Genomic DNA, 22,721 nt, shown 5'->3' with positions numbered 1-22,721 from the left:
CGTTTATGATCCTTTTCGATGGGCCATGCTTTCGGCCCGAAGGTGTGACTGGCCGCACGGTTGGGTCCGCGGGTCTTTGGGTTGCGTTGGTCAGGGACGGACCCAAAACAAACGAAGGGCCGGATAGTCCGGCCCCGCTCGATCGTGTCCGGGCTTTTCCGCCCCTTTGACGCCGCTCGCTATATACATACCCGTCCGCGCTGGCAAGCCTTGCGCCATATGGGCCGGCACGGTCTGGAATTCCCCACCCCGCCGCGGGCCAAAGGTCGGGAATCCCCGCCTCGTGCCGCGCCCCGGTGCGGGGCATGCTGTGGTCATCGCATTTCAGACGATCCCATTTTCACAAGGAAGACAGCCCATGTTCGGCTCTGACACATTTCAATTCCACGGCACAGGCAACGGCGTGCAGGGTTCGGTCGATCCCTACACCCGTGCCGACAACCCCAACTCGGTCGATCCCGATGCCGACGGCGACATGTTGTACGGTGAGAACGGCGACGACCGCATCGACTGGTCGGCCTACCGCCCCACGATCGACCCCGACGCCGACACGCGCGTGAACGACGAAGTGGCCGGCGCCGCGCAATCCGGCACCGTGCTCGACCCCGACATCTTCGGCTGAGCCGCGTTTACCGGGCCTTAATCCCGGCAGGGGCAGAACGGCGGGAAGGAGGCCGCCCATGCATTTCTGTCTTTATACCAGCCGCGCCCGGATCGCGCCCGACGATCCCGCGCATGCCGACATCCTCGCCGTCGCGCGCCGCAACAACGCGGCGCTTGGCGTGACCGGGTTCCTGCACCGCGAGGGCGGGCATTTCATCCAGTATCTCGAAGGCCCGAAGGCGGCGATCGACCACCTGCTGCCCGTGATCTCTTGCGACCCGCGTCACGGTGACCTCACGGTCCAGACATCCGGCGCGCTGGACGCGCCGCGGCTGGGGGACTGGCAGATTGCGTGGCTGGGTGACGACGCGCTGTCGCTGGGCGATCTTCTGGCCCTGCCCGACGATGACGGGCCGCTGCAGGTCGACGACCCGTTCGACCTGATCGTCTTCATGATCGCCAATGCCAGCTTCCGGCGCGGGACAAGCCACGTCGCTTGACGCTCGGTGGTTGAGAAAAGGTGAACGGCACCCCGGCAAACGGCGCCGCTGTTAAACAGTTCTTTCCACGTAACCCGCGGGTTACCCCCCTGCGCCGGGTTACCCTGCCCCGGTCTCAGATATCCTCGCCCTTCTTCAGCAGGTCGCGCAGCAGGTCGCGGTAGATCCCGTCGGAATCCCCGCCCCCGAACACCACCGCACCCCCGGAATAGAGCGTGCCATAGGTCTGGGCGACGGCCACCGTCTGGGCGAGGCCGGACAGCAGCTGGTTCTTTTTCAGGGGCGACAGCGGATGGATGTAGACACCCCACAACCGCCCCCGCGCCACGGCGTATCGCGCATCGAGCGCGGTGTCGAAATTGGCCTGCATCAGCCGCATCAACTCGTCGGGTTCCAGCCCCTCGGCGCTGCGGATCGGGACCATCGCGCGCATCCGGTCAGCGACCGGGTCGGTGATGATCAGGACGGGCACGTCCGCGACGGTGAATTGCACCACGGTGCCCCGCACCAGAGCCTCGGGATCGACGGCCTGCACGATGGCGATCAGGCGCGGCAGGGTCATGGGCGGTTCCGCCGCGACCTCGGCCTCCGGCTCGGGCACCGCCTCCGGCGCGGGGTCGGCGGATTGCGCGCCCGCGACAAGGGGCAGCGCGGCGATCAGGGCGGCAAGGGTCAGGCGGATCATCGGCAGGCTCCGTGGCAAGGGACCGCCCCAGCCTACCCCATTTCCGATCAAAGGCGAGCCACGATGCGGTGAACGCGGCGCGAGCGGTTCAGTCCTCGCCATCCTCCAGCAGCGGCAGGTCCAGCCCCTCGATATCGGCCACCGCCGCGCCCGCGATGCCCTGAAAATCGCCGTACATCCCGATCATCGCATCCTCGGCCACGCCCAGCGCCTTCTCGCGCTTGGCCCAGAGCGAGGTCATGGTCTTCTGCTCGCGCCGCAGATCCTCGCGCAGGGCATCGAACTTCTCGACCACCGCCTCCACCCGCGCGCGGAATTGCGGGCCGGTGATGTAGTCAAAGATCATCTCGGCCTTGGTCGCCTGCCCTTCCCTCTGGCCGCGCGCCAGCGCCACCTCGATCAACCCCTGCCGCAAGACGCTCGCCAGCGGGATCGCGTGGGCGGGGGCCGTGACCCAGACGCCGTCTATCTGCTGGAACGATCCCACGCCCTCGGGCAGCGCGCGGGAGGTCAGGACGGCAAGGTCCGCGCCCGCCGCGCGCATGTCTTCGCGCAGTTTCGGCAACCAGCCGGGCGACCAGTTCTCGGTCCGCTTCGATTCCCACAGGATCGCGCCCGCCGGTCCCGCCGGTCCCGCCACCTGCTGCACGCAATCGGCGCCCCGGATGCCCTTGGGCACGGGTGCCAGCACGTCGAGCGGAAAGGCCGCCGCCAGCCGATCCTCCAGCACGACCTCCGCCGCCTCGCCCTGCAATTGTTGCGATCCCTTCTCGGCCCGCCGTTGCGCGGCCTCCAGCTGGCGGCGCAGGCCTTCGAGCTGCTGATCCTTCTCGGCCAGCTTCAAGGCACTCGCCTCGTCCGCCGCCTCCAGCCGCGCCTTCAGCGCCAGCTCCGCCTCGGATGCGAGCCGGGCGCGTTCGGCAGTCACGGCCTCCGCCAGCTTGGTCTCGACCGCAAGATCGAGCGCGCGTTCGCGCTCTTCCAGCTCCCGCTCGCGGCGGATCGCGGCGGCCTGCGCCTTCTGCGCGGCGGCCAGTTGCTCGGCCTGCACTTTCTGGGCGGCGCGCATCTCTTCCATCTCGCGCGCCCGCGCCTGCGCCTCGGCAGCGCTGCGCGCCTTCAACTCGGCCAGTTCCGCGGCCTGCGCCGCAGCCGCTTCGGCGGCGGCCTCGGCACGCAACCGCTTGGCCAGCGCCTCTTCGCGGGCGGCAAACTCCTTGCGCGCCTCGGCCAGCAAGGGGCCGGCAAGCTGTTCGCTCAGCGCGATGTCGGACTGGCAATGGGGACAGGTGATCGTGGTATCGGACATGGGCGCCATGTTCGCCCATCCCGCGCAAAGCGCAAGCGCTTAGCGGTGGCGCGCGACCTCGGCGCAGGCGGCCTCGACCGCGGCGTCGATGTCGAGCGTCGAGGTGTCGAGATGCATCGCATCCTCCGCCGCGACCATCGGTGCATCCGCCCGCCCCGCATCCCGCGCATCGCGTTCGCGGATATCGGCCAGCACCTGCCCCGGCGTGACGTCATGGCCCTTGCCCACCAGTTCGGCATGGCGGCGGCGGGCGCGGACCTCGGCGCTGGCCGTGACGAACAGCTTCACGTCGGCCTCGGGACAGATCACGGTGCCGATGTCGCGCCCGTCCAGTACCGCGCCGCCCGCGCGCATCGCGAAACTGCGCTGGAAATCGACCAGCGCGGCGCGCACCTCGGGGATCGCCGCCACCCGGCTTGCCGCCTGCGCGACCTCGGGCGTGCGCAGGTCCTCGTTGTCGAGGTCCTCGGCCCTGAGCGCCCGCGCCGCGACCTCGGGTTCTTCGCCCAGAAGCGTCCGCGCCCCAACCGCGCGATACAGCAGCCCGGTATCAAGATGCGCGAACCCGAACCGCGCCGCCACCGCGCGCGCGATCGTGCCCTTGCCCGACGCTGCCGGTCCGTCGATCGCAACGGTAAAGCTCACGCGGCCACCCCGGTGGCCCGGTGCCGGACATGCGTGCGCAGGCAGCTTCCGTCAGTCATTCATCCTCTCCCGCAAGACCGTCACGAGCAAAAGCGCCAGCGTGCAGACCAGCGCCACGAACTTGCCCAGTGTCGCGTAGGATGCCATCTGGATCAATTCGACCGACGGCAGGTCCGGCAGACCGGCCAGAAGCCTGCCGACAAGAAAGTTTTCCGACCAGTCTGCCAGCACGTAGGCCAGCGGCCCCACCCGCCACAGCGTCACGCCCCAGGCCTTCAACCACAGCGCCAGCGTCACGCCCAGCGCGGGCGGGAACAGCATGTCGACCCAGAAGACCGGCCCGGCATAGATGTCGCGGGCGTAGAACGGCAGAAGCTGCAGGTAGGTCGAGGCTTCGCCGACCGAATAGGTCGGGAACCGCACGTCCAGCGGCAGGCGACCGCCGGAATGGGGCACCAGCCAGAAGAACACCATCCCCGCCAGCACGAGGTACAGCACAAGGGTCAGCCCGGCCCAGCGGACCGGAAGGCGCGTGGCGTCGATCAGCCGCCTCACGCGCCCGCGCCGCGTCGCAGGTCCGCGCCCAGCCCCGCCATGAGGCCCTCGAAGATCGGGAAGGAGGTCGCGATGGGCGTGCCGTCATCGACCGTGATCGCGTTTTGCGCGGCCATGCCCAGCACCATGAAGGACATCGCGATCCGGTGGTCGAGGCGGCTTTCGACGGTCGCGCCGCCCGGCACGCCGCCCGCGCCACGGCCTTCGACGATCCACCAATCCTCGCCTTCCTCGACCGTGACGCCATTGGCGCGCAGGCCCTGCGCCATCGCGTCGATCCGGTCGCTTTCCTTGACGCGCAACTCCTTGACGCCGCGCATGATTGTCCGGCCCTCGGCACAGGCGGCGACGCAGGACAGGACGGGGTATTCGTCGATCATGCTGGCCGCGCGGGCGGGGTCGACCTCGATCCCTTTCAGGTCGGGAGAGAACCGCGCGCGCAGGTCGGCCACCGGCTCGCCGCCTTCCTCGCGCATGTTCTCGAACGTCAGGTCCGCGCCCATTTCCTTCAGCGTGGTGTAAAGCCCCGCGCGGGTCGGGTTCAGCCCGATATTCGGGACCAACACGTCCGAGCCGGGCGTAATAATCGCCGCGCAGACGGGGAACGCGGCCGAGGACGGATCACGCGGCACGACGATGGTCTGCGGTTGCAGGTCGGGCTGGCCCTGCAACGTGATGACGCGGCCTTCTTTGGTGTCCTCGACATTCAGCGTCGCGCCAAAGCCCGCCAGCATCCGCTCGGTATGGTCGCGGGTGGCTTCGCCCTCGATCACCACCGTCTCGCCGGGCGCGTTGAGGCCCGCCAGCAGGACCGCCGATTTCACCTGCGCCGAGGCGACGGGCAGCGTGTAGCGCACCGGCATCGGGTCGCGCGCGCCGACGATGGTCATGGGCAGGCGCCCGCCCCAACGGCCATGCGCCTGCGCCCCGAACAGCGAAAGCGGATCGGTCACCCGCGCCATGGGCCGCGAATTGAGCGAGGCGTCGCCCGTGAAGGTCGCCGTGATGGGAGAGGTCGCCATCGCCCCCATGATCAGCCGCACGCCGGTGCCGGAATTGCCGCAATCGATCACTTGGTCAGGTTCGGCGAACCCGCCGACGCCCACGCCGTTGATCCGCCACGTGCCGTCCGCCTCGCGCACCACCTCGGCCCCGAAGGCCCGCATCGCGCCCGCCGTGTCCAGCACGTCGTCGCCTTCCAGAAGCCCCGTCACCCGCGTCTCGCCCACGCTGAGCGCGCCGAGGATCAGCGACCGGTGCGAGATCGACTTGTCCCCCGGAACATGCGCCTCGCCGGCAAGTCCCGTCACGGGATGCGAGGTCATCGGGATCGGGGTGCCATGGCCGGACATCGCGGCTCTCCTCGTGGTCTGCGTGCGGGGTGCTGTTAGCGCCTTGCAACCCCGCCGTCCACCGGCTTGCGCCCGCGGGTGCGTTCGCGTGGTGCCCGCGAACCCGGCAAACGGGTGCGCGACGCATCGTCACTTGCCGCTGCGCGCCCTCCTCCACTTGAACCGGATCGAGATTTCCCTAGTATCCCTCACCAATTGCATCACCCGCCACGTGTTTGGCATCTGAATTTACAGGTAGGTATAAAATGACGAAACGAGTTTGGCCTATTGCGGCCCTGATCGCCCTGTCGGGATGTGGCCCGGCCTATTTCGCGACACAAGAGCAACTGCGGGACGCCGAGATCGCGCTTGCCGCCTCCTTCTGCCGCGGCAGCAGCGCGCCGTCGTGCAAGTTCGTGAACACGCCCGTCCAGACCACCGGGAAAGCCGTCCGGATACCGGGGCGTGCCGCGAAATTCTATCGCACGGCCAATGGCTTGTCCTTCACCGACGGGCGCAACGCGACATGGGTCGCGCCGCGCGACACGCTGACCGACGGCGCCTCGATCCCCTTGTTGTTCGTGCCCATCGTCGGCTCGCCCACCGATCCGTCGGTCGTCAACGCCGCGGCGGTGCACGACGCCTATTGCGGGATCGGGAACGAGGAAGGGTCGGAGTACCACGCGCGGACGTGGGAGAACACGCACCGGATGTTCTATGACGCGCTGAGGGTCGGGGGCACGCGGGAGCTGAAGGCGAAAATAATGTTTGCTGCCGTATACCTGGGCGGTCCGCGCTGGGACGCCCCGGCGCGCGACCTGTCGAAGGCCCCGCCCGAGAGGCTGCAGGGCCTGATGCGGCAGACGCGGTCTTTCATTCGCGCGTCGAACCCGTCGATCCCGGAGATCGAGGAATATATCCGGGTGCGGGAAAAGTGGCTGCTGCTGGACACGCAGAGAGAAGAGCGTGGTTTCAAGGACCTGGAGCGGCGGATCGGGGAAATTCATACCGAGGAAGAGTATGATCCCTACGAAGGCGACACCGGCGGGAACGTCGATCTGGGCGTCGGGACCGGGTCGGGTTGCGCGGAAGATCCGGCGCTGTGCGGCGAGTAAGATTGCCGGGGTCGTTCTGCTCAAATTGCACAGAATGACCCCCTGATCTGAGCAGATGACCCGCCGCGACGCGCCGGAGCGCCGCGCGGTGGGTCAGGGAATTGGCAAGGGTCGCCGGGTTAGCACTCCCTCATGACACTTGCCCCCTACCAGATCGTTCCGTTGACGGACTTCCGCCGCGACTGCTCCCGCTGGACGGGCTGGGTGCGGTCGGAAGGCGGCCGCGTCTGGATCTCCCGCCACGGCCGATGCGAGGCCGCACTGGTCCCGATGTTCCAATGCGAACGGCTGGAGAAGTTCGAGCGCCGATCCCTTGCCGACGAACGCGCCCGGATCGAGGCGTGCTATGCCCGCTGGAAACGCGCGATGACGGACGAGGACGGGTTCACTCCGTTCGAGTGGGGTGAGTTCGGGAAGGGGACGGAGTGGTGAGACAAGCGCCTAAAAACATGGTTTTAAACTGGCGCTCGCCAATCTTCGAGGTTCACAGAATATCGCGTTTTTTGGGCTACTTAGAAGTACGTCAGATCTAGTTTCCGGGCGATCGGCGCGGTCGCAATAGCGGACTCTATTCAGCGGCGACTTTGACAACATCTGCCATCAAAGCGGGGACCGAAATGTCTTCGTCCAGCGCTTCCCAATGCAAGCCAAAGGGCGACACTTCGACGGCGGCGCGGGCCGCCTCGGACGCAGCGGCAAGGCGGGGAAACCAGACAAGAGGGACGCCCAGAACGCGGCCATCCGACAGGGTCACCCAAAGGGTGCTGTCGTCGCAATGCGCTTCAGTCGCTGAAATGGTCATTCCAGGCCTCTTTGATCCTGTGGGCGTTGTCCGCCACGATCATTGATACACTGCGCAGCGTCTTTGCGTCAAAGCCCGAGGACCGGGCAATCACCACGGGCTCCACCCAGAACTTGGCTTCGGCACCGCCTTTCATGACGTGGATATGGACCGGTTCGCGCGGATCACCTTCGTTGGAGTAGAAGAAGAACCTGAATCCGTCGTGGCGAAAGACTGTTGGCATGTGGGAAGCGTAACGCGGGATTGGCAGGTTTGCGAGGCATTGCATCGCTCCTGCAACACACAGCACCGCGATGCCCGCGCGGAATCAAGGGCTTTAGCCCGCCGCGCATCGACGGGCCCTCCCGCGGCCCGGCGATTTGGCTGATGCAGGCGAGATGTTCGCGGCTTTTTCGGATTGGCGGGGATAAAGGGCCCGGGAAGGTCCGGGGGGTCGCCGGTCCAGGGCCCGTCGGTGCGCTATCTTCGGAGTTCGATGCTTTTGGGGAACGGTGAAGTGCCGGAAAGCCGCCTCGCCCGCGCGGAAAAAAGGGCTTTAGCCCGCCGTGAATCCGCTGCCCGGCAGTCGATTTTCAAAGGAAATCGGCGAGAGGGGACAGGCACTCCCACGGCCCGGCGATACGGCTGATGCAGGCGCAAGGTTCACAGCTTTCGCGGATTGGCAGGGATAAAGGGCCCGGACATGACCGTCAGGTCGCCGGTCCAGGGCCCGTCGGTGCGCGGCTTGGGCGTTAGCTGTCCATCTTCAGCGCAGAGATGAACGCCTCTTGCGGGATGTCCACCTTGCCGAACTGGCGCATCTTCTTCTTGCCCGCCTTCTGCTTGTCCAGGAGCTTCCGCTTCCGGGTCGCGTCGCCGCCGTAGCACTTCGCCGTCACGTCCTTGCGCAAGGCCGACAGCGTCTCGCGCGCGATGACCTTGCCGCCGATGGCGGCCTGGATCGGGATCTTGAACATGTGGCGGGGGATAAGGTCCTTGAGCTTTTCGCACATCGCCCTGCCCCGCATCTCGGCCCGGTCGCGGTGGACCATGGTTGAGAGCGCGTCGACGGGTTCGTCGTTCACCAGCACCTGCATCTTGACGAGGTTGTCCTCGCGATACCCGGTCATCTGGTAGTCGAAGGAGGCGTAGCCCTTGGTCACCGATTTCAGGCGGTCGTAGAAGTCGAACACCACCTCGTTCAGCGGCAGGTCATAGACCACCATCGCGCGGGAGCCGGCATAGGTGAGGTCAAGCTGGATGCCGCGGCGGTCCTGGCACAGTTTCAACACGTCGCCGAGGTAGTCGTCGGGCACGAGGATCGTCGCCTTGATGCGCGGTTCCTCGAGGTGGTCGACCTTGCTGAGGTCGGGCATGTCGGCGGGGTTGTGAAGCTCGATCATCTCCCCGTCCTTCATGTAGATGTGGTAGATCACCGACGGCGCGGTGGTGATGAGATCGATATTGTATTCGCGTTCGATGCGGTCGCGGATGACTTCGAGGTGCAGAAGGCCGAGGAAGCCGCAGCGGAAGCCGAAGCCGAGGGCGGCGGAGGTTTCCATTTCATAGGAGAACGAGGCGTCGTTGAGGGCCAGTTTCTCGATCGCGTCGCGCAGGTCTTCGAACTCGGCGGAGTCCACCGGGAAGAGGCCGCAGAAGACGACCGGTTGCGCGGGTTTGAAGCCCGGCAGCGCGTCTTCGGTGCCCTTTTTCTCGTGCGTGATGGTGTCGCCGACGCGGGTGTCGCGGACCTGTTTGATGGAGGCCGTCAGAAAGCCGATCTCTCCCGGTCCCAGAACGTCGATGTTCTGCATGGCGGGGCGGAAGACGCCGATGCGGTCGACGTGGTGGGTGGTGCCGTTCGACAGGAACTTGATCCGGTCGCCCTTTTTCAGGTGGCCGTCCATGATGCGGACGAGGACGATCACGCCGAGATAGGCGTCGTACCACGAGTCGACCAGCATCGCCTTGAGGGGCGCGTCGGGGTTGCCGGTGGGTGCGGGCAGGTGGTGAACGATGGATTCGAGCACCTCGTGGATGCCGACGCCGGTCTTGGCCGACACCTGGATCGCGCCGGAGGCGTCGATGCCGATCACGTCCTCGATCTGTTCGGCGACGCGGTCGACATCGGATGCCGGAAGGTCGATCTTGTTGAGGACGGGGACGATCTCGTGGTCGGCGTCGATTGCCTGGTAGACATTGGCGAGCGTCTGCGCCTCGACTCCTTGGGTGGAGTCCACGACCAGCAGCGAGCCTTCGACGGCGCGCATGGAGCGGGAGACCTCGTAGGCGAAGTCGACGTGGCCCGGCGTGTCGATCAGGTTCAGGACGTAGTGTTCGCCGTTGTCGGCGGTGTAGTCGAGCCGGACGGTGTTGGCCTTGATGGTGATGCCGCGCTCGCGCTCGATATCCATGGAATCAAGCAGTTGTTCCTTCATGTCGCGGTCGGCCACCGTGTTGGTGTCCTGGATCAGGCGGTCAGCCAGCGTCGACTTGCCGTGATCGATGTGCGCGACGATCGAGAAGTTGCGGATATGGGTCAGCTCGGTCATGGGCGAGGATATGCGGCTCTTTGCCGGGGCGGTCAATGGGGCGCGGTGCGTGAGATGTTCGCACCCTGCGGGAGTGCGTGGATCGGGCGGCTTGCGCGGTGGGTACAGGCGGTGGGCGGTGGGTCAATCCGGCGGTGATTGACGGCAGCACGCGCGGCGGTTGCAGACGGGCCGCGGTGCGTCGATCTGAAGGGTCTGCTGGCTGGTTTATGGTTGCAAAGTCCGTGCGACATGCCAGCGGCGAGCAAGGGCCAGCCAAATCGACGTGCCGTGGGGGCGGCCCGTCGATGCGCGGCGGCCTGCGGCCTTGATTCCGCGCGGGAGAGCCATGCGTTGATCTGAAGAGGCTGTCTGGTGGTGGGTAGCGCCAAGCGCGACGCGTGCAGACGCGCCGTGGGGGCGGCCAGTCCACTCTCGCCGATTCTCATTAAAAAATCGACTGCCGGGCGACGGACGCGAGGCGGGCTGAAGCCATTGATTCCGCGCGAGGGGGTACTGCCACCCGTCAAGGCGGTTCCTTGCCGGGAGTGCGGCGGCGATGCCACATCGCTATTTCCGGGGGTATCGTTTGCCCGCAATTAAGGTTAAATTGAGGCAAACGAGATCCGGGACACCCGGACCGGCCACGAGGCAGAGCAGTGCCCGATTACAGTATCTACGTTCTCGACGAGAGCGATGTCACGATTACCGGGACGTCCGGAGGCAATGGGCTGGACGGTGTCACGCAAGGTGACGGGTCGCACCTTGTGGGCGCGACGATCACCATCAACACGCCCAACTGGACGGAAATCTTCGTCACCGACAGCGACGACCCGAACTTCCAGGACAGCGACAACAGCCAGACGCTGAACGGCCCGCAGGAAGTTGACGGGGTCACCTATTCCGGCGGCCAGAGGGTCGAGGCGGAATACGGGTTCACCGTGTCCTACACCGATCCGGGCACCGGCGTGACCAGCACGTGGCAGCTGATCGGGTTCAACGTGAACGAGGGCGGCACGAGTTACGCCACGGTCGAGGGGATCGCGGTGATCGGCGGGCCGGGCGGGTTCCCGCCCGCAGGCGTACCGCTGACGGTGACCTCGGCGCAGGAAGGGCCGAATTACGCCGCGACATCTTACGCGACGCCGATCTGTTTCGCCGCGGACACGCCGGTGGAGACGGGCGAAGGCCTGACGACGATGGGCGAGGTCGCGATCGGCGACCGCATCCGCGTGGCCGACTGGCGGCTGGTGCCGGTGCGCTGGGTCGGGCGGTCGATTTTCGCGGCGGACGGCGCCTTTGCCCCGGTGCGGATCGCCAGGGGCACGCTTGGCACGACACAGGATATCGAGGTGTCGCAACAGCATCGCATCCTCGTGACCGGCTGGCAGGCGGAACTGATGTTCGGCGAGACCGAGGTGCTGGTCCCCGCCATCGCGCTGGTCAACGACACCAGCGTGCGGCTGCGGCGCGGCGGGCGGATCGAATACATCCACGTCCTGTTCGACGGCCACGAATTGATCGAAACCGGCGGGCTGGTCAGCGAAAGCCTGCATCCCGGACCCATGGCGCTGGAAGCGGTGCAGGGCGCGGCGCGGATGGAACTGGAGCGGCTGTTCCCCGACCTGACCCACGCGGAACGCCCCCTGTGCCGCCCTGCCCTGCGCCGGGTCGAGGCGCAGGTGCTGGCCGCCGACCCGGTCGCGGTGTCCTAGATCCGGGCGTTGACCTCGATCAGGTTGCCGGAAGGGTCCTCGAGATACAGGTGATGGAAGCCCGGAATCGCGAATTCGGGCGTGTAGGAATACCGGATCCCCGCCGCGTCGAGCCGCCGCATCACCGCGTCGAGGTCGGGCACCTGGAACGCCGGGTGACCGCCGACGGAGGGGTTATGGGTGAGGTTGTTGCGCGCCGGGAAGTCCGGGTCGGGCGCGATCAGGTGCAGCCCGGTATGCGATTGCCGCCCATCCCCGAACAGCGCCAGCCGGTCGGGCGAGCCCGGCAGGTAGCCGCGCGTTTCGGGAAAGGTCCACGCGTTTTCCTTCATCCCCAGCATGGTGGCATAGAACTGCGCGGTGGCGCGCACGTCGCGCGCTTCGAGATTGACGTGGTGCAGGGTCCAGGACATGGCGTGCCTTTTCTGATCGCAAATGCGCCCCGATCCTGCGGCCAAGGTGACGCGCGGGCAAGCCTTCGATGACCCGTTCGGGGCATGTCCTGTGACATGTATCATCCGCGAAAAGGCGCGAATACGGGGCCTGCAAAGCAGCTATGACTTGTTTTGTCGCGCGAAGAAGCGCATGTGAGGGGGGCTACGTTACCACTATCGACCCACTGCTCCCGGAAATCCGGTGCCGTGCTTTCTCGATTCTGCACTGACACGGCATACCATGGGGACGCACGATGCGGCCCCGGCATTTCAAGGAGACGACGATGGCTACCGGCACCGTCAAATGGTTCAACCCCGACAAGGGCTACGGTTTCATTCAACCCGACGGGGGCGGCGCGGACGTGTTCGTGCACATCTCTGCCGTCGAACGCGCGGGTCTGACCGACCTCAAGGACAATCAGAAAGTGTCCTACGAGATGGAAACCGGCCGCAACGGCAAGTCCTCGGCAGGCGACCTGAAGCTTTTGTAAGCTGATCGACATTGAGACTTCGAGGGGCCCCGCGGGGCCCCTTTTTCGTATGGGTGCCTGCATGCGCCGCGTGTCTGAACACAGGTGTCTAGACATGACTGTCCAGACCTCCTAGCCTTCCCGCGACAAGGGAGAGCACGAGGGATTCGCGCAATGAAGGACCAGTATCGCGTGGTGGTGATCGGCGGCGGCGTCGTCGGGTCATCGGTTCTGTATCACCTGGCCAAGATGGGCTGGACCGATTGCGTGATGCTGGAACGGTCGGTCCTGACGGCGGGGTCGTCGTGGCACGCGGCGGGCGGCATCCACGCGCTGAACGCCGACCCGAACATGGCGGCGTTGCAGGCCTACACGATCGATCTGCTGTCCGAGATCGAGGAAGAGAGCGGCCAGAATATCGGGCTGCACATGACGGGCGGCCTGACGCTGGCGGGCACGCCGGAACGGTGGGAGTGGCTGCAATCGGCCTATCGCGTGTTCCAGTCCATCGGGATCGAGGATTGCCGCCTGATGACGCCGAAGGAGGCGCAGGAGGCCTGCCCCATCATGTCGACCGACGGCGTGCTGGGCGCGATGTGGGCCGACCGGGAGGGATATGTCGATACCACCGGCACCGTGCACGCCTATGCCGTCGCCGCCAAGAAACGCGGCGCGGAATATTACGAACACACCAAGGTCGAGGAACTGAACCAGACCGCCGAGGGCTGGGAAGTGGTAACCGACAAGGGCACCATCCGGTGCGAGCACGTGGTGAACGCCGCCGGATTGTGGGCGAAACAGGTGGGGCGCATGGCGGGGATCGAGTTGCCCGTGTCGCCCCTGAAGCACCATTACCTGATCACCGACACGATCCCCGAGGTCGCGGCGCTGGATTTCGAAGTGCCGATGACCGTGGACCTCGAAGGGTTCACCTACATGCGGCAGGACCAGAAGGGCGTGCTGGTCGGCATCTACGAGATCGAGCACGAGCACTGGGCGATGGATGGCGCGCCGTGGGATTACGGGATGGAGCTGTTCCAGGAGCAACTGGACCGGATCGAGAACGAGCTGACGCTGGGGTTCGAACGCTACCCGGCCATCCAGGACGTGGGCATCAAGACGTGGGTGAACGGGGCGTTCACCTTCTCTCCCGACGGCAACCCGCTGGTCGGGCCGGTGCCGGGCAAAAAGGGATACTGGTGCGCCTGCGCGGTCATGGCGGGCTTCCTGCAGGGCGGCGGCGTGGGCAAATCGCTGGCCGAGTGGATGATCGAGGGCGAGACCGAGGCCGACACGTACTGCATGGACATCGCCCGGTACGGCGAGTTCGCGAAGAACAAGCGCTATATCCGCGAAACGACGGGACAATTCTATTCCCGCCGCTTCGTGATGACCTACCCGAACGAGCAGTTGCCGGCGGGCCGTCCGCTGAAACGTGCGCCCGCCTACAGCGACATGGACGCGGCGGGTGCGGTCTGGGGCACGTCGTGGGACATGGAGGTGCCGCTTTATTTCGCTCCCAAGGGGTTCAAGGAAACGCCGACCCTGAAACGGTCGAACGCGCATGACATCGTGGGCGCCGAGTGCAAGGCCGCCCGCGAAACCGTTGGCTTGCTGGACATTTCCGCCTTCAGCCGGTTCGAAGTGTCGGGCCCGAAGGCCGAAGACTGGCTGAACGGCATGATGGCCAGCCGCTTGCCAGGCCCCGGGCGTGCCCGTCTCGCTCCGATGCTCGCGCCGTCCGGACGTCTGAAAGGCGATCTGACGGTGATGAACTGGGGCGACGGGACGTTCTGGATCATGGGGTCGTACTACCTGCGCGAATGGCACATGCGCTGGTTCAACGATCACCTGAAGGACGGCGTGCAAGTGCGCGATCTGGGTGAAGAAATCTGCGGCTTTTCGCTATCCGGCCCCAACGCCCGCAAGGTGATCGAGGCGGTGGCGGAGACATCCGTAGACCTGCCCTTCATGGGCGTGACGGAGGCCGATATCGGCATGATCCGCGCCCGCGTCGCGCGCATGTCGGTCTGTGGTGAGCTGGGCTACGAGATCAACTGCCGCTATGGCGACCACATCACCCTGCGCCGGATGCTGCTGGAGGCAGGCGCGGAGCACGGCATCCGCGAGATCGGGTTCAACGCGCTGCTGTCGCTGCGGCTGGAGAAATCGTTCGGCATCTGGTCGGCGGAGTTCACGCAAGGCTACACGCCGGGCATGACGGGCATGGATCGCTGGATCGACTGGTCGAAAGAATTCACCGGCAAGGCGGCGGCGGAAGCTGAACGCGACGGCAACGGCCCCGCGCAAACCCTTGTCACGCTTGAGATCGATGCCGATGACGCCGATGCGTCGGGCTATGAACCGGTGTGGCACAAGGGTGAGAAAGTGGGTTTTGTCACCTCGGGCGGGTACGGCCACACGACGGGCAAGTCGCTGGCGATGGCGCTGGTCAACACCGATCTCGCCACCCCCGGCACGGACATGACGGTGCATGTCGTCGGCGTGGAACGGCCCGCGGTGGTGATCCCGGCCTCGCCCTATGATCCCGACGGCAAGGCGATGCGGGAATGAGACGCGGGCGGCGGGCAGAGGCGCGCGCGCCCAAGCGCAACGTCGATTACCGGCGGCTGCGCAACCCGTTCCCGCCGATGCGCCTGTTTTCCGACGACGAGGTCGCGGCGCTGCACGACGCGGCACTCGACGTGCTGGAACGGTTGGGGATCAAGGTGTTGTCGCCCGAGGCTTGCGCACTCTTTGAACGGGGCGGCGCAACCCGCCGGGACGACATGGTTTTCATCGGGCGGGAGATGGTGGAGGCTGCTCTTGCCTCGGCCCCTCGGCGGATCGAGTTGCGGGCGGGCGCGCGGGATCGGGACCTGACGCTGGAGCTGGGATCGCTGGTGTTCCAGCCCGGAGCGGGTGCGCCTCATGCGACGGATCTGGTGAACGGGCGGCGGCCCGGTGACCTGAAGTCCTTCCGCGAACTGGTTCAGATCACGCATCATTTCGACGTCCTGCAGATGATGCCGCCGCTGATCGAGCCACAGGATGTGCCGACCCATACGCGTCATTACGCAACGCTGGAAGCGCAATTGGAGCTGAGCGACAAGTTTCCCTTCATCTTCTCGCGCGGGACGGGACAGGTGGAGCAGTCGTTCGAATTGTTGCGCGATTTCAGGGGCCTGTCGGACGAGGCTTTCGTGAAGGATGTGCATGCCTACACGATCATCAACACCAACTCTCCCCGGCAACTGGACGTGCCGATGTCGCTGGGCCTGATCGATTTCGCGCGGTTCGGGCAGGTGTCGATCGTGACGCCCTTTACCCTGATGGGGGCGATGGCGCCGATCACCGTGGGCGGCGCGCTGACTTTAAGTCATGCCGAAGCTTTGGCCGCCATCACCCTGACGCAACTAGTCAATCCCGGTGCGCCGGTCTGTTATGGCACTTTCACCTCGAACGTGGACATGAAGTCGGGCGCGCCCGCCTTCGGCACGCCGGAACACTTCCGCGCCAGCGTCCTTGCGGGGCAACTGGCGCGGCATATCGGGCTGCCGTGGCGGTCGGCCAGCGGGTCGGCGGCGAACCTCAACGACGTGCAGGCCGCGAACGAGACGCAGATGGGCCTGTGGGGCTGCCTGATGGGCGGCGCGACGGTGGTGATCCACGCGGCAGGCTGGCTGGAGGGCGGGTTGACCGTCAGCTACGAGAAGCTGGTGACGGATGTGGAGGTCCTGCAGATGGTGGCGGAGCTGTGTGCCGCGCCGGACGCGGACCTTGGCATCGATGCGCTGGAAGAGGTGCAACCGGGCGGGCATTTCTTTGGCGCGGCGCACACGATGGCGCGGTACCAGACCGAATTCTACGATCCGCTGGTCGCGGACTGGTCGAATTTCGGCACCTGGACCGAACGCGGCGCGGTGGACGCCACAACCCGCGCGACGGGCATCTGGCAGGGCATCCTGTCCGGGCCGGGCTTTACCGGCGACGGTGACCGGCTGGAGGCGTTCCGCGCCAAGGCCGCGCGGATGGAGGCGGCGGGCGGGGCCCTGCCGGAGGGCGGATGAGGGACGAGCCGAGCCATACGAAGGCCACGCGCGCCGACTGGATCGCGGCGGCGCTGGACACGCTGATCTCGGACGGGGTGGACCAGGTCAAGGTCCTGACGCTGAGCGAGAAACTGGAGGTGAGCCGGTCGAGTTTCTACTGGTATTTCAAGAGCCGGCAGGACCTTCTGGACACGCTGCTGGAGCATTGGCAGGCAACCAACACGGCGGCGATGGTCGCGCAGGCCGAGGCGCCCGCGGCGTCCATCAGCGTGGCGGTCTGCAACGTCTTTCGCTGCGTGGTGGACCCGGCGCTGTTCAACATCGCGCTGGATTTCGCGGTGCGGGACTGGGCGCGGCGGTCGGGCGCGGTGCGCCGCGTGCTGGACCTTGGCGACACGGCGCGTATCCGGGCGCTGGCGGCGATGTTCGTGCGGTATGGGTACGAGGCGGCGGAGGCAGAGACGCGGGCGCGGGTCCTTTATTATATGCAGATCGGGTATAACGACGCGGACCTGCGGGAGCCGATGGAGGAACGGATGCGGCAGGCGCCGATGTACCTGAAGGTCTTTACCGGGCGGGAGCCGGAGCCGGAGGCGACTGAAAGTCTGCGCGCCTATGTCGAGGCACTGGGCGCCGCGAATCCGCCGGCGTGAACGATCGGCAGGAATTTGCCGCATCGTTTCGCGATCTTGGCCCAATCGCGCCGGTCGTGTAGGGTGCCGCGCAAGACACTTCGTTAAGAAGGGGCAGGCATGTTTCGGAAAATCGTATTAATCCTCGCCGTCGGGATGGCGGGCGTGGGTTCGGTGCCGCAGGTGGCGGAGGCGGGTCTGATCTCGCGCGCGTGCCTGAAGGCGGACCGCAAGGCGGCGTCGCGTTCGCTGTGTGGTTGTATCCAGTCGGTCGCCAACAAGACCCTGACGCGGTCCGACCAGAAGATGGCAGCGAGTTTCTTCAAGGATCCGCACAAGGCGCAGGTGATCCGGCAATCGGACCGCGTGAACCACGAGAAGTTCTGGCAGAAATACAAGGCTTTCGGGAAGACCGCCGAAGCGATGTGCCGGGGCGCCTGAGGGCGCGCTCGTCGCGCCCGGTCGGGCGCGCCTCGCACCCGTTACGCGGTGAGGAACGCGCGGGCGGCAGCTTCGAATTCGCGCGGCTTCTCGGCATGCAGCCAGTGGCCCGCGCCGGGGATCTTGGCGAACCGGGCGGAGGGGAAAAGTTCCAGTATCCTCGGGCGGTGTTCGCGGGTGACGTAGGTGCTGTCGGCACCGGACAGGAACAGGGTCGGCCCCGTGTAAGTACCCGAAATTTCAGGAAATGACAGGATCTTGGGCATCTCGGCGGCGAGCGTGTCGAGGTTCAGCCGCCAGCGTTTTTCTTTCAGGTCGAGCGACTGGGTGAAGAAGCTGCGCAAAGTCGGGTCGTCGACATGGCGGGCCAGTTGCGCATCCACGTCCGAGCGTTTTTCGACGCGCGACAGGTCCACCGCCTGCATGGCGTGGATGAAGGGCAGTTGCGTGTGGCTGTAGGCGACGGGCGCGATGTCGGCGACCATCAGGCGGGAGACCGCATCGGGGCGGGTGAGCGCGAGGACCATCGCCGCCTTGCCCCCCATCGAGTGTCCGATCACGGCGGCGCGGCCGCCGTGGGCGTCGATCACCTCGGCCAGGTCGGCGGCGAGGTCGGGGTAGGAATGGGTGGGCAGGTGCGGGCTGGCGCCGTGGTTGCGCATGTCCACCGCGAGCACCTGGCAGGTGTCCGACAGGCGCTTGGCGATCACCCCCCAGTTGCGCGCGGAGCCGTAGAGCCCGTGCACGATCAGCGCGGGCGGACGGTCGGGATGGGGCGTGCCTGTGACGATGGTGTTGAGCATGGGTTCGGGATAGTGCCGTTTGCCATGCCGCGCCAGAGGCGTTGAGGCCGGGCGGGCGTGATTGGTAGGCTGCTTGCATGGTCGATCCGCAGGACATCCAGCGCAAGGCGCGCGTTCTCACGCGCCTTCTGGGCCGCAAGTACGGCGTGCGCGGCGGCGGGTTGCGTATCCGGCGCAAGCGCGCCGGGCGGCTCTTGCCGCGCGACGTGCGGCGCGCGGTGCGCGAGGTGGAGCGTGCGCAGGGGCTGATCCGGCATCCGCGCATCGCGATGCAGCTGGATGCCGGGCGGATCGAGGCGGCCTATGCCCGCGCTTGCGAGCATCTGCACGCGGTCGATCCGAAAGACCGGGTGAAGGGTTACGTGCTGGGCGTTCTGGCGGTCAACGCCTTCAACGCGCTGGTGATCGCGACGGCGGTGATCCTGCTGGCGTGGTGGCAAGGCTGGGTCTGAAGGGCGCGGACAGGAGCGCCTCGCGCGAGACGAGCGTGACGGTCACGAAGCTGACATAGATCAGCAGGTACCACGATCCCAACTTGGACAGGCTCACCCAGTCGAGCGCGCCCTGCCCCGCATAGGCCCACGTGCCGGTGCCGGTGCCCACGTTTTCCGCCACCCACAGCGCGAAGGCGCCGAACAGGGCCGCCAGCGGCAGGGGCACCCAGCGCGGGCGCGCGGTTTGCACCGTCCAGATGCGGGTGCGGCCGTAGATCAGGATCGTTGCGGCAAAGAGCGCCAGCCGGATGTCGGGCAGGAAGTGGTGCGAGAAGAAGTTGACATAGATCGCGCCCGCCAGCGCAAACGTCAGCCAGAGCGGCGGATAGGGCGCGAAGACGAGGCCGAAGATGCGCACCACCCGCGCGATGTAGGACCCGACCGAGGCGTACATGAATCCGGTGAAGAGCGGCACGCCGAACACCTTCAAGAGCGAGGCTTCGGGATAGGCCCATGATCCGGCGGAGACCTTGAACCATTCCATCACCGTGCCGGTGAGGTGGAACAGCAGGATCACCCGCGCCTCGGCCCATGTTTCCAGCCGGAAGGCAAGAAACAGCACCTGCAGCGTCACGGCATAGATCACCAGCGCGTCGTAGCGGGCGAGGCTCCAGCCGTCCTGCCATATGGCATCGGTCAAGATGAGACCCGCGAGGATCAGGAGGCCGAAGAGCGCCGCCCAGAGCTGTTTCAGCACGAACAGCGCAAAGCCCGCGACGGGCGCAGGCAGCCACGCGCGCGCGGCATCGCCCAGCGCGTGTTCCAGCGCGGCCGTGGCGGTCTGTCGTGTTTGCGCGGTGGGATCGCCTTTCATGGCTGCCTTCTAGGCCGGTTCGGGCGCGGGCGTCCAGTTGGCAGGAATGCCATGGGCGGTCAGGCGCCCTGCCCCTCGGCCATCAGGCAGATCATTTCGAACATGATCGCGGTGGCGGTGAGCGCGGTGATCTGGTTCGGCGCGTCCTTGGTGGGCATCATGCAGACGATGTCGGCCCCGACGATGTTGAGCCCCCGCACGGAATGCAGAAGGGCCACGGCCTCGTCTATGTCAAAGCCGCGCATGCCCGCTTCGAGGTTCGACACGGCGGGCGCGATGGTGGGGTCGAGGCAGTCGAGGTCGAAGGTGATGTAGACGGGGCGGTCTGCCAGCGTGTCGCGGGCCTGCGCCACCACATCGGCCAGCCCGCGTTTGCGGAAGTCCTGCATCGTCACGACGTTGTAGCCGTAGTCGTACGAGGGTTGCAGCCAGTCGAGCGTGCGGGGATGGCCGCGCAGGCCGATCTGCATCGAGGTTTTCGGGTCCACCTGCCCCTGGTCGGCAAGGTAGGCCCCCCAATGCGCGGCGGATTTCTTCGCGCCGAGGAAGTGATCGACCTTGGTGAAGACATCCGTGTGCGCGTCGAGATGCAGGAGGCTGACCGGCTCGCCGCCGGCAAGTGTGCCCTGCCCCAGCGCCTGAACGATGCCGCCGGTGATCGAGTGGTCGCCGCCGATCGACACGGGCCGGATGCCGCGCGCGTCCACGTCGCGGTAGAAGGCGGTGATGTCGGCGATCGAGGCCTCGTTGTCATTGGCGCGTGGCAGGGGCACGTCGCCGAGGTCGGCGATCCGCGCGGCGCTCCACGGGTCGAGCCCCATGTCGAGATGCACGCGCCGCCCCACGGCGGAGACATTGCGCACCGCGCGGGGGCCGAGGTGCTGATCGCGTTCGGTGGTGCCGTTACCCGTCGAATGGGGCACGCCGATCAGGCCGATCTGCTGCGCGTCCGGTGCCTCGTGCGGACAGCGGAAGAAGGTCGGCACCCCCCACCAGTAGAGGTTTTCCATCATCGAGGTCTGGTAGGGATCGGACATGGGCAGGCTCCTTTGACGCGGAGCCTGCGGGGATTGCGCACGCGGCGCAAGTGGGTGGTTTGTGGTGCGGGATCAGGTCGCGCGGGTGCCCGCGAAGGTGCCCTTGGCGAAGAGGCCGAATTTCACGGTGCCGTCCATCCCGGCATCGGTTTCGACCCCGGAGAATTTCATGGTCATGGGCATGGGACGGTCGATGCGGACGTTGAAGCGGATGGAGCCGTCTTCGGCGCGGTGCAGCTCTTCCAACGGGCCGGAGCCGCCCTTGCCCGACATGTGGCCTTCGCCCTCGCCCAGCGTGATCGTGGCGGGGAATTCGCCCATGGGCGACGAGATGGTGATGTCGTAGGTGGTCATGGGCGGCCTCGCTGAGTGGATGTCAGAGGCCTAGCGCGGGGGCGCGCCCGTTCAAAGCGCGCCCTTGCGTCATGTGTCGGCGACCCTGCGTCAGAGCGCGGGGTAGATCGGGAACCGGGCGCAGAGGGCTTCGACCTCTGCCTTGACCTTGGCCTCGACCGCGGCGTTGCCTTCTTCACCGTTGGCGGCGAGGCCATCGACGACCTCGATGATCCAGTCGGCGATCTGGCGGAACTCGGCCTCGCCGAAGCCGCGCGTGGTGCCCGCGGGCGAGCCGAGGCGGATGCCGGAGGTCACGGTCGGTTTCTCGGGGTCGAACGGCACGCCGTTCTTGTTGCAGGTGATGTGGGCGCGGCCCAGCGCGGCCTCGGTCGCGTTGCCCTTGACGCCCTTGGGACGCAGGTCCACCAGCACGACATGGGTGTCGGTGCCATGGGTCACGGTGTCGAGCCCGCCCTTGATCAGCTGGTCGCTGAGCGCCTGCGCGTTCACGACGACCTGCTGGATGTAGGATTTGAACTCGGGGCGCAGCGCTTCGCCGAAAGCCACGGCCTTGGCCGCGATCACGTGCATCAGGGGCCCGCCCTGGATGCCGGGGAAGATGGCTGAGTTGAACTTCTTCGCCAGCGCCTCGTCGTCGGTGAGGATCATGCCGCCGCGCGGGCCACGCAGGGTCTTGTGCGTGGTGGTGGTGGCCACGTGCACGTGCGGGAACGGGTTGGGATATTCACCCGCCGCGATCAGGCCCGCGAAATGCGCGACGTCGGCCAGCAGGTAGGCGCCGACGCTGTCGGCGATCTCGCGCATCTTGGCGAAGTCGATGGTGCGCGGGATGGCCGAGCCGCCCGCGATGATCATCTTGGGCTGGTGTTCGGTCGCCAGCGCCTGCACCTCGTCATAGTCGAGGCGGTTGTCCTGCTTGCGCACGCCGTATTGCACCGCGTTGAACCACTTGCCCGACTGGTTGGGGCGCGCGCCGTGGGTCAGGTGGCCACCCGCGTCGAGCGACATGCCGAGGATCGTGTCACCGGGCTGCAGAAGCGCCTGGAACACGCCCTGGTTGGCCTGGCTGCCCGAGTTGGGCTGGACGTTGGCAAAGCCACAGCCGAACAGCTGGCAGGCGCGTTCGATGGCTAGGTTTTCGGCCACGTCCACATGCTGGCACCCGCCGTAGTAGCGGCGGCCCGGATAGCCTTCGGCGTACTTGTTGGTCATCACCGAGCCCTGCGCCTCCATCACGGCGCGGGAGACGATGTTTTCCGAGGCGATCAGTTCGATCTCGTCCCGCTGGCGGGCCAGTTCATCGGTCATCGCCGCCTGGATGGCGGGATCGGACTCGGCCAGCGTCTTGGTGAAGAAGCCGGTATCGCGGTGCGGTGCATTCATGAGACGTCCCTCCTGTCCGTCGTGGTTGGGCCGG

The 22,721-nt window shown here is 66.5% G+C and carries 25 protein-coding genes; 11 read left to right on the top strand and 14 right to left on the bottom strand.

The features are described from left to right. The first annotated feature begins 358 nt into the window (after positions 1 to 358). Positions 359 to 622, top strand: a complete 264-nt coding sequence (locus tag ATO11_RS00730; RefSeq protein ID WP_050528922.1) for a hypothetical protein — start codon at positions 359 to 361, stop codon at positions 620 to 622. A 58-nt stretch (positions 623 to 680) separates the two neighbouring features. Continuing rightward, the gene (locus ATO11_RS00725; protein WP_050528921.1) at positions 681 to 1,103 is read left to right on the top strand and encodes a BLUF domain-containing protein; all 423 of its coding nucleotides are present in this window, start codon (positions 681 to 683) and stop codon (positions 1,101 to 1,103) included. 115 nt (positions 1,104 to 1,218) lie between these two features. On the opposite strand, the gene ATO11_RS00720 is transcribed toward ATO11_RS00725, so the two are convergent. The 5 genes from ATO11_RS00720 to aroA form a co-directional block, all read right to left on the bottom strand. Continuing rightward, on the bottom strand, positions 1,219 to 1,788 hold the full coding sequence (locus ATO11_RS00720; protein ID WP_050528920.1) for a polysaccharide deacetylase family protein: 570 nt from the start codon (positions 1,786 to 1,788) through the stop codon (positions 1,219 to 1,221). An 88-nt stretch (positions 1,789 to 1,876) separates the two neighbouring features. Beyond that, a complete protein-coding gene (locus ATO11_RS00715) occupies positions 1,877 to 3,097 on the bottom strand; it encodes a DUF2130 domain-containing protein (RefSeq protein WP_050529386.1) in 1,221 nt (406 codons plus the stop codon). 39 nt (positions 3,098 to 3,136) lie between these two features. Next, complete coding sequence (locus ATO11_RS00710; protein ID WP_050528919.1) at positions 3,137 to 3,742, bottom strand: (d)CMP kinase; 606 nt, start codon at positions 3,740 to 3,742, stop codon at positions 3,137 to 3,139. Between the two features lie 51 nt (positions 3,743 to 3,793). After that, entirely contained in the window at positions 3,794 to 4,297 is a 504-nt protein-coding gene (locus ATO11_RS00705) for a hypothetical protein (protein WP_050528918.1), read from the bottom strand. Next, positions 4,294 to 5,649 carry a 3-phosphoshikimate 1-carboxyvinyltransferase gene (aroA, locus tag ATO11_RS00700; protein ID WP_050528917.1) on the bottom strand — a complete coding sequence of 452 codons (1,356 nt, stop codon included), beginning with the start codon at positions 5,647 to 5,649 and terminating at the stop codon, positions 4,294 to 4,296. Before aroA ends, ATO11_RS00705 begins: the two co-directional genes overlap by 4 nt. A 245-nt stretch (positions 5,650 to 5,894) precedes the next feature. On the opposite strand from aroA, the gene ATO11_RS00695 reads away from it, so the two are divergent. Beyond that, positions 5,895 to 6,743: a DUF1353 domain-containing protein gene (locus ATO11_RS00695; protein WP_050528916.1), complete on the top strand. Its 849-nt coding sequence runs from the start codon at positions 5,895 to 5,897 to the stop codon at positions 6,741 to 6,743. A gap of 132 nt (positions 6,744 to 6,875) precedes the next feature. Beyond that, complete coding sequence (locus tag ATO11_RS00690) at positions 6,876 to 7,175, top strand: type II toxin-antitoxin system Phd/YefM family antitoxin (protein WP_050528915.1); 300 nt, start codon at positions 6,876 to 6,878, stop codon at positions 7,173 to 7,175. A 136-nt stretch (positions 7,176 to 7,311) separates the two neighbouring features. Here ATO11_RS00690 and ATO11_RS00685 read toward each other — a convergent pair whose 3' ends face one another. The 3 genes from ATO11_RS00685 to lepA form a co-directional block, all read right to left on the bottom strand. Continuing rightward, positions 7,312 to 7,545 (bottom strand): DUF2442 domain-containing protein, encoded by a 234-nt coding sequence (locus ATO11_RS00685; RefSeq protein WP_050528914.1) that lies wholly within the window; start codon positions 7,543 to 7,545, stop codon positions 7,312 to 7,314. Beyond that, positions 7,526 to 7,768, bottom strand: a complete 243-nt coding sequence (locus ATO11_RS00680) for a DUF4160 domain-containing protein (protein WP_050528913.1) — start codon at positions 7,766 to 7,768, stop codon at positions 7,526 to 7,528. The genes ATO11_RS00685 and ATO11_RS00680 overlap by 20 nt, the downstream gene beginning before the upstream one ends. Positions 7,769 to 8,276: 508 nt before the next feature. Next, positions 8,277 to 10,076 (bottom strand): translation elongation factor 4, encoded by a 1,800-nt coding sequence (gene lepA / locus ATO11_RS00675; RefSeq protein WP_050528912.1) that lies wholly within the window; start codon positions 10,074 to 10,076, stop codon positions 8,277 to 8,279. 638 nt (positions 10,077 to 10,714) lie between these two features. On the opposite strand from lepA, the gene ATO11_RS00670 reads away from it, so the two are divergent. Then, positions 10,715 to 11,770: a Hint domain-containing protein gene (locus tag ATO11_RS00670; RefSeq protein ID WP_050528911.1), complete on the top strand. Its 1,056-nt coding sequence runs from the start codon at positions 10,715 to 10,717 to the stop codon at positions 11,768 to 11,770. Here the strand turns inward: ATO11_RS00670 and ATO11_RS00665 are convergent. Next, positions 11,767 to 12,183: a VOC family protein gene (locus ATO11_RS00665; RefSeq protein WP_050528910.1), complete on the bottom strand. Its 417-nt coding sequence runs from the start codon at positions 12,181 to 12,183 to the stop codon at positions 11,767 to 11,769. The genes ATO11_RS00670 and ATO11_RS00665 overlap by 4 nt on opposite strands. A 305-nt stretch (positions 12,184 to 12,488) precedes the next feature. On the opposite strand from ATO11_RS00665, the gene ATO11_RS00660 reads away from it, so the two are divergent. The 5 genes from ATO11_RS00660 to ATO11_RS00640 all read left to right on the top strand — a co-directional run bounded on the left by ATO11_RS00660 (position 12,489) and on the right by ATO11_RS00640 (position 17,799). After that, positions 12,489 to 12,695: a cold-shock protein gene (locus ATO11_RS00660; RefSeq protein ID WP_050529385.1), complete on the top strand. Its 207-nt coding sequence runs from the start codon at positions 12,489 to 12,491 to the stop codon at positions 12,693 to 12,695. Between the two features lie 153 nt (positions 12,696 to 12,848). Next, entirely contained in the window at positions 12,849 to 15,248 is a 2,400-nt protein-coding gene (locus ATO11_RS00655; RefSeq protein WP_050528909.1) for a GcvT family protein, read from the top strand. Continuing rightward, a complete protein-coding gene (locus ATO11_RS00650) occupies positions 15,245 to 16,744 on the top strand; it encodes a trimethylamine methyltransferase family protein (protein ID WP_050528908.1) in 1,500 nt (499 codons plus the stop codon). The genes ATO11_RS00655 and ATO11_RS00650 overlap by 4 nt, the downstream gene beginning before the upstream one ends. Continuing rightward, the gene (locus ATO11_RS00645) at positions 16,741 to 17,379 is read left to right on the top strand and encodes a TetR/AcrR family transcriptional regulator (RefSeq protein ID WP_050528907.1); all 639 of its coding nucleotides are present in this window, start codon (positions 16,741 to 16,743) and stop codon (positions 17,377 to 17,379) included. Before ATO11_RS00650 ends, ATO11_RS00645 begins: the two co-directional genes overlap by 4 nt. A gap of 99 nt (positions 17,380 to 17,478) precedes the next feature. After that, a complete protein-coding gene (locus ATO11_RS00640) occupies positions 17,479 to 17,799 on the top strand; it encodes a hypothetical protein (RefSeq protein ID WP_242601320.1) in 321 nt (106 codons plus the stop codon). Positions 17,800 to 17,840: 41 nt separating this feature from the next. On the opposite strand, the gene ATO11_RS00635 is transcribed toward ATO11_RS00640, so the two are convergent. Then, complete coding sequence (locus tag ATO11_RS00635) at positions 17,841 to 18,602, bottom strand: alpha/beta fold hydrolase (RefSeq protein ID WP_050528905.1); 762 nt, start codon at positions 18,600 to 18,602, stop codon at positions 17,841 to 17,843. Positions 18,603 to 18,679: 77 nt separating this feature from the next. On the opposite strand from ATO11_RS00635, the gene ATO11_RS00630 reads away from it, so the two are divergent. Continuing rightward, the gene (locus tag ATO11_RS00630; RefSeq protein ID WP_050528904.1) at positions 18,680 to 19,054 is read left to right on the top strand and encodes a hypothetical protein; all 375 of its coding nucleotides are present in this window, start codon (positions 18,680 to 18,682) and stop codon (positions 19,052 to 19,054) included. Here ATO11_RS00630 and ATO11_RS00625 read toward each other — a convergent pair. The 4 genes from ATO11_RS00625 to glyA form a co-directional block, all read right to left on the bottom strand. Next, on the bottom strand, positions 18,993 to 19,910 hold the full coding sequence (locus ATO11_RS00625; RefSeq protein ID WP_050528903.1) for a DUF817 domain-containing protein: 918 nt from the start codon (positions 19,908 to 19,910) through the stop codon (positions 18,993 to 18,995). The genes ATO11_RS00630 and ATO11_RS00625 overlap by 62 nt on opposite strands. A gap of 59 nt (positions 19,911 to 19,969) precedes the next feature. Next, positions 19,970 to 20,947, bottom strand: coding sequence for an arginase family protein (locus tag ATO11_RS00620; RefSeq protein ID WP_050528902.1), 978 nt, complete (start codon positions 20,945 to 20,947; stop codon positions 19,970 to 19,972). 72 nt (positions 20,948 to 21,019) lie between these two features. Continuing rightward, entirely contained in the window at positions 21,020 to 21,301 is a 282-nt protein-coding gene (locus ATO11_RS00615; RefSeq protein ID WP_050528901.1) for a hypothetical protein, read from the bottom strand. A 90-nt stretch (positions 21,302 to 21,391) separates the two neighbouring features. Then, complete coding sequence (glyA, locus tag ATO11_RS00610) at positions 21,392 to 22,687, bottom strand: serine hydroxymethyltransferase (RefSeq protein WP_050528900.1); 1,296 nt, start codon at positions 22,685 to 22,687, stop codon at positions 21,392 to 21,394. Positions 22,688 to 22,721: the final 34 nt, after the last annotated feature.

It is taken from the genome of Pseudaestuariivita atlantica (assembly GCF_001205715.1).
GTDB lineage: Bacteria > Pseudomonadota > Alphaproteobacteria > Rhodobacterales > Rhodobacteraceae > Pseudaestuariivita > Pseudaestuariivita atlantica.
The sequence above is the reverse complement of the archived record's forward strand: the minus strand, read 5'-3'. Positions and strand labels throughout refer to the sequence as shown.

Excerpts from the sequence above, each read along its gene's own strand:
- ATO11_RS00730 (WP_050528922.1), top strand. The coding sequence starts at position 359 with ATGTTCGGCTCTGACACATTTCAATTCCACGGCACAGGCAACGGCGTG.
- ATO11_RS00725 (WP_050528921.1), top strand. The coding sequence starts at position 681 with ATGCATTTCTGTCTTTATACCAGCCGCGCCCGGATCGCGCCCGACGAT.
- ATO11_RS00720 (WP_050528920.1), bottom strand. The coding sequence starts at position 1,788 with ATGATCCGCCTGACCCTTGCCGCCCTGATCGCCGCGCTGCCCCTTGTC.
- ATO11_RS00715 (WP_050529386.1), bottom strand. The coding sequence starts at position 3,097 with ATGTCCGATACCACGATCACCTGTCCCCATTGCCAGTCCGACATCGCG.
- aroA (WP_050528917.1), bottom strand. The coding sequence starts at position 5,649 with ATGTCCGGCCATGGCACCCCGATCCCGATGACCTCGCATCCCGTGACG.
- ATO11_RS00695 (WP_050528916.1), top strand. The coding sequence starts at position 5,895 with ATGACGAAACGAGTTTGGCCTATTGCGGCCCTGATCGCCCTGTCGGGA.
- ATO11_RS00690 (WP_050528915.1), top strand. The coding sequence starts at position 6,876 with ATGACACTTGCCCCCTACCAGATCGTTCCGTTGACGGACTTCCGCCGC.
- ATO11_RS00685 (WP_050528914.1), bottom strand. The coding sequence starts at position 7,545 with ATGACCATTTCAGCGACTGAAGCGCATTGCGACGACAGCACCCTTTGG.
- ATO11_RS00680 (WP_050528913.1), bottom strand. The coding sequence starts at position 7,768 with ATGCCAACAGTCTTTCGCCACGACGGATTCAGGTTCTTCTTCTACTCC.
- lepA (WP_050528912.1), bottom strand. The coding sequence starts at position 10,076 with ATGACCGAGCTGACCCATATCCGCAACTTCTCGATCGTCGCGCACATC.
- ATO11_RS00665 (WP_050528910.1), bottom strand. The coding sequence starts at position 12,183 with ATGTCCTGGACCCTGCACCACGTCAATCTCGAAGCGCGCGACGTGCGC.
- ATO11_RS00660 (WP_050529385.1), top strand. The coding sequence starts at position 12,489 with ATGGCTACCGGCACCGTCAAATGGTTCAACCCCGACAAGGGCTACGGT.
- ATO11_RS00655 (WP_050528909.1), top strand. The coding sequence starts at position 12,849 with ATGAAGGACCAGTATCGCGTGGTGGTGATCGGCGGCGGCGTCGTCGGG.
- ATO11_RS00650 (WP_050528908.1), top strand. The coding sequence starts at position 15,245 with ATGAGACGCGGGCGGCGGGCAGAGGCGCGCGCGCCCAAGCGCAACGTC.
- ATO11_RS00645 (WP_050528907.1), top strand. The coding sequence starts at position 16,741 with ATGAGGGACGAGCCGAGCCATACGAAGGCCACGCGCGCCGACTGGATC.
- ATO11_RS00640 (WP_242601320.1), top strand. The coding sequence starts at position 17,479 with ATGTTTCGGAAAATCGTATTAATCCTCGCCGTCGGGATGGCGGGCGTG.
- ATO11_RS00635 (WP_050528905.1), bottom strand. The coding sequence starts at position 18,602 with ATGCTCAACACCATCGTCACAGGCACGCCCCATCCCGACCGTCCGCCC.
- ATO11_RS00630 (WP_050528904.1), top strand. The coding sequence starts at position 18,680 with ATGGTCGATCCGCAGGACATCCAGCGCAAGGCGCGCGTTCTCACGCGC.
- ATO11_RS00625 (WP_050528903.1), bottom strand. The coding sequence starts at position 19,910 with ATGAAAGGCGATCCCACCGCGCAAACACGACAGACCGCCACGGCCGCG.
- ATO11_RS00620 (WP_050528902.1), bottom strand. The coding sequence starts at position 20,947 with ATGTCCGATCCCTACCAGACCTCGATGATGGAAAACCTCTACTGGTGG.
- ATO11_RS00615 (WP_050528901.1), bottom strand. The coding sequence starts at position 21,301 with ATGACCACCTACGACATCACCATCTCGTCGCCCATGGGCGAATTCCCC.
- glyA (WP_050528900.1), bottom strand. The coding sequence starts at position 22,687 with ATGAATGCACCGCACCGCGATACCGGCTTCTTCACCAAGACGCTGGCC.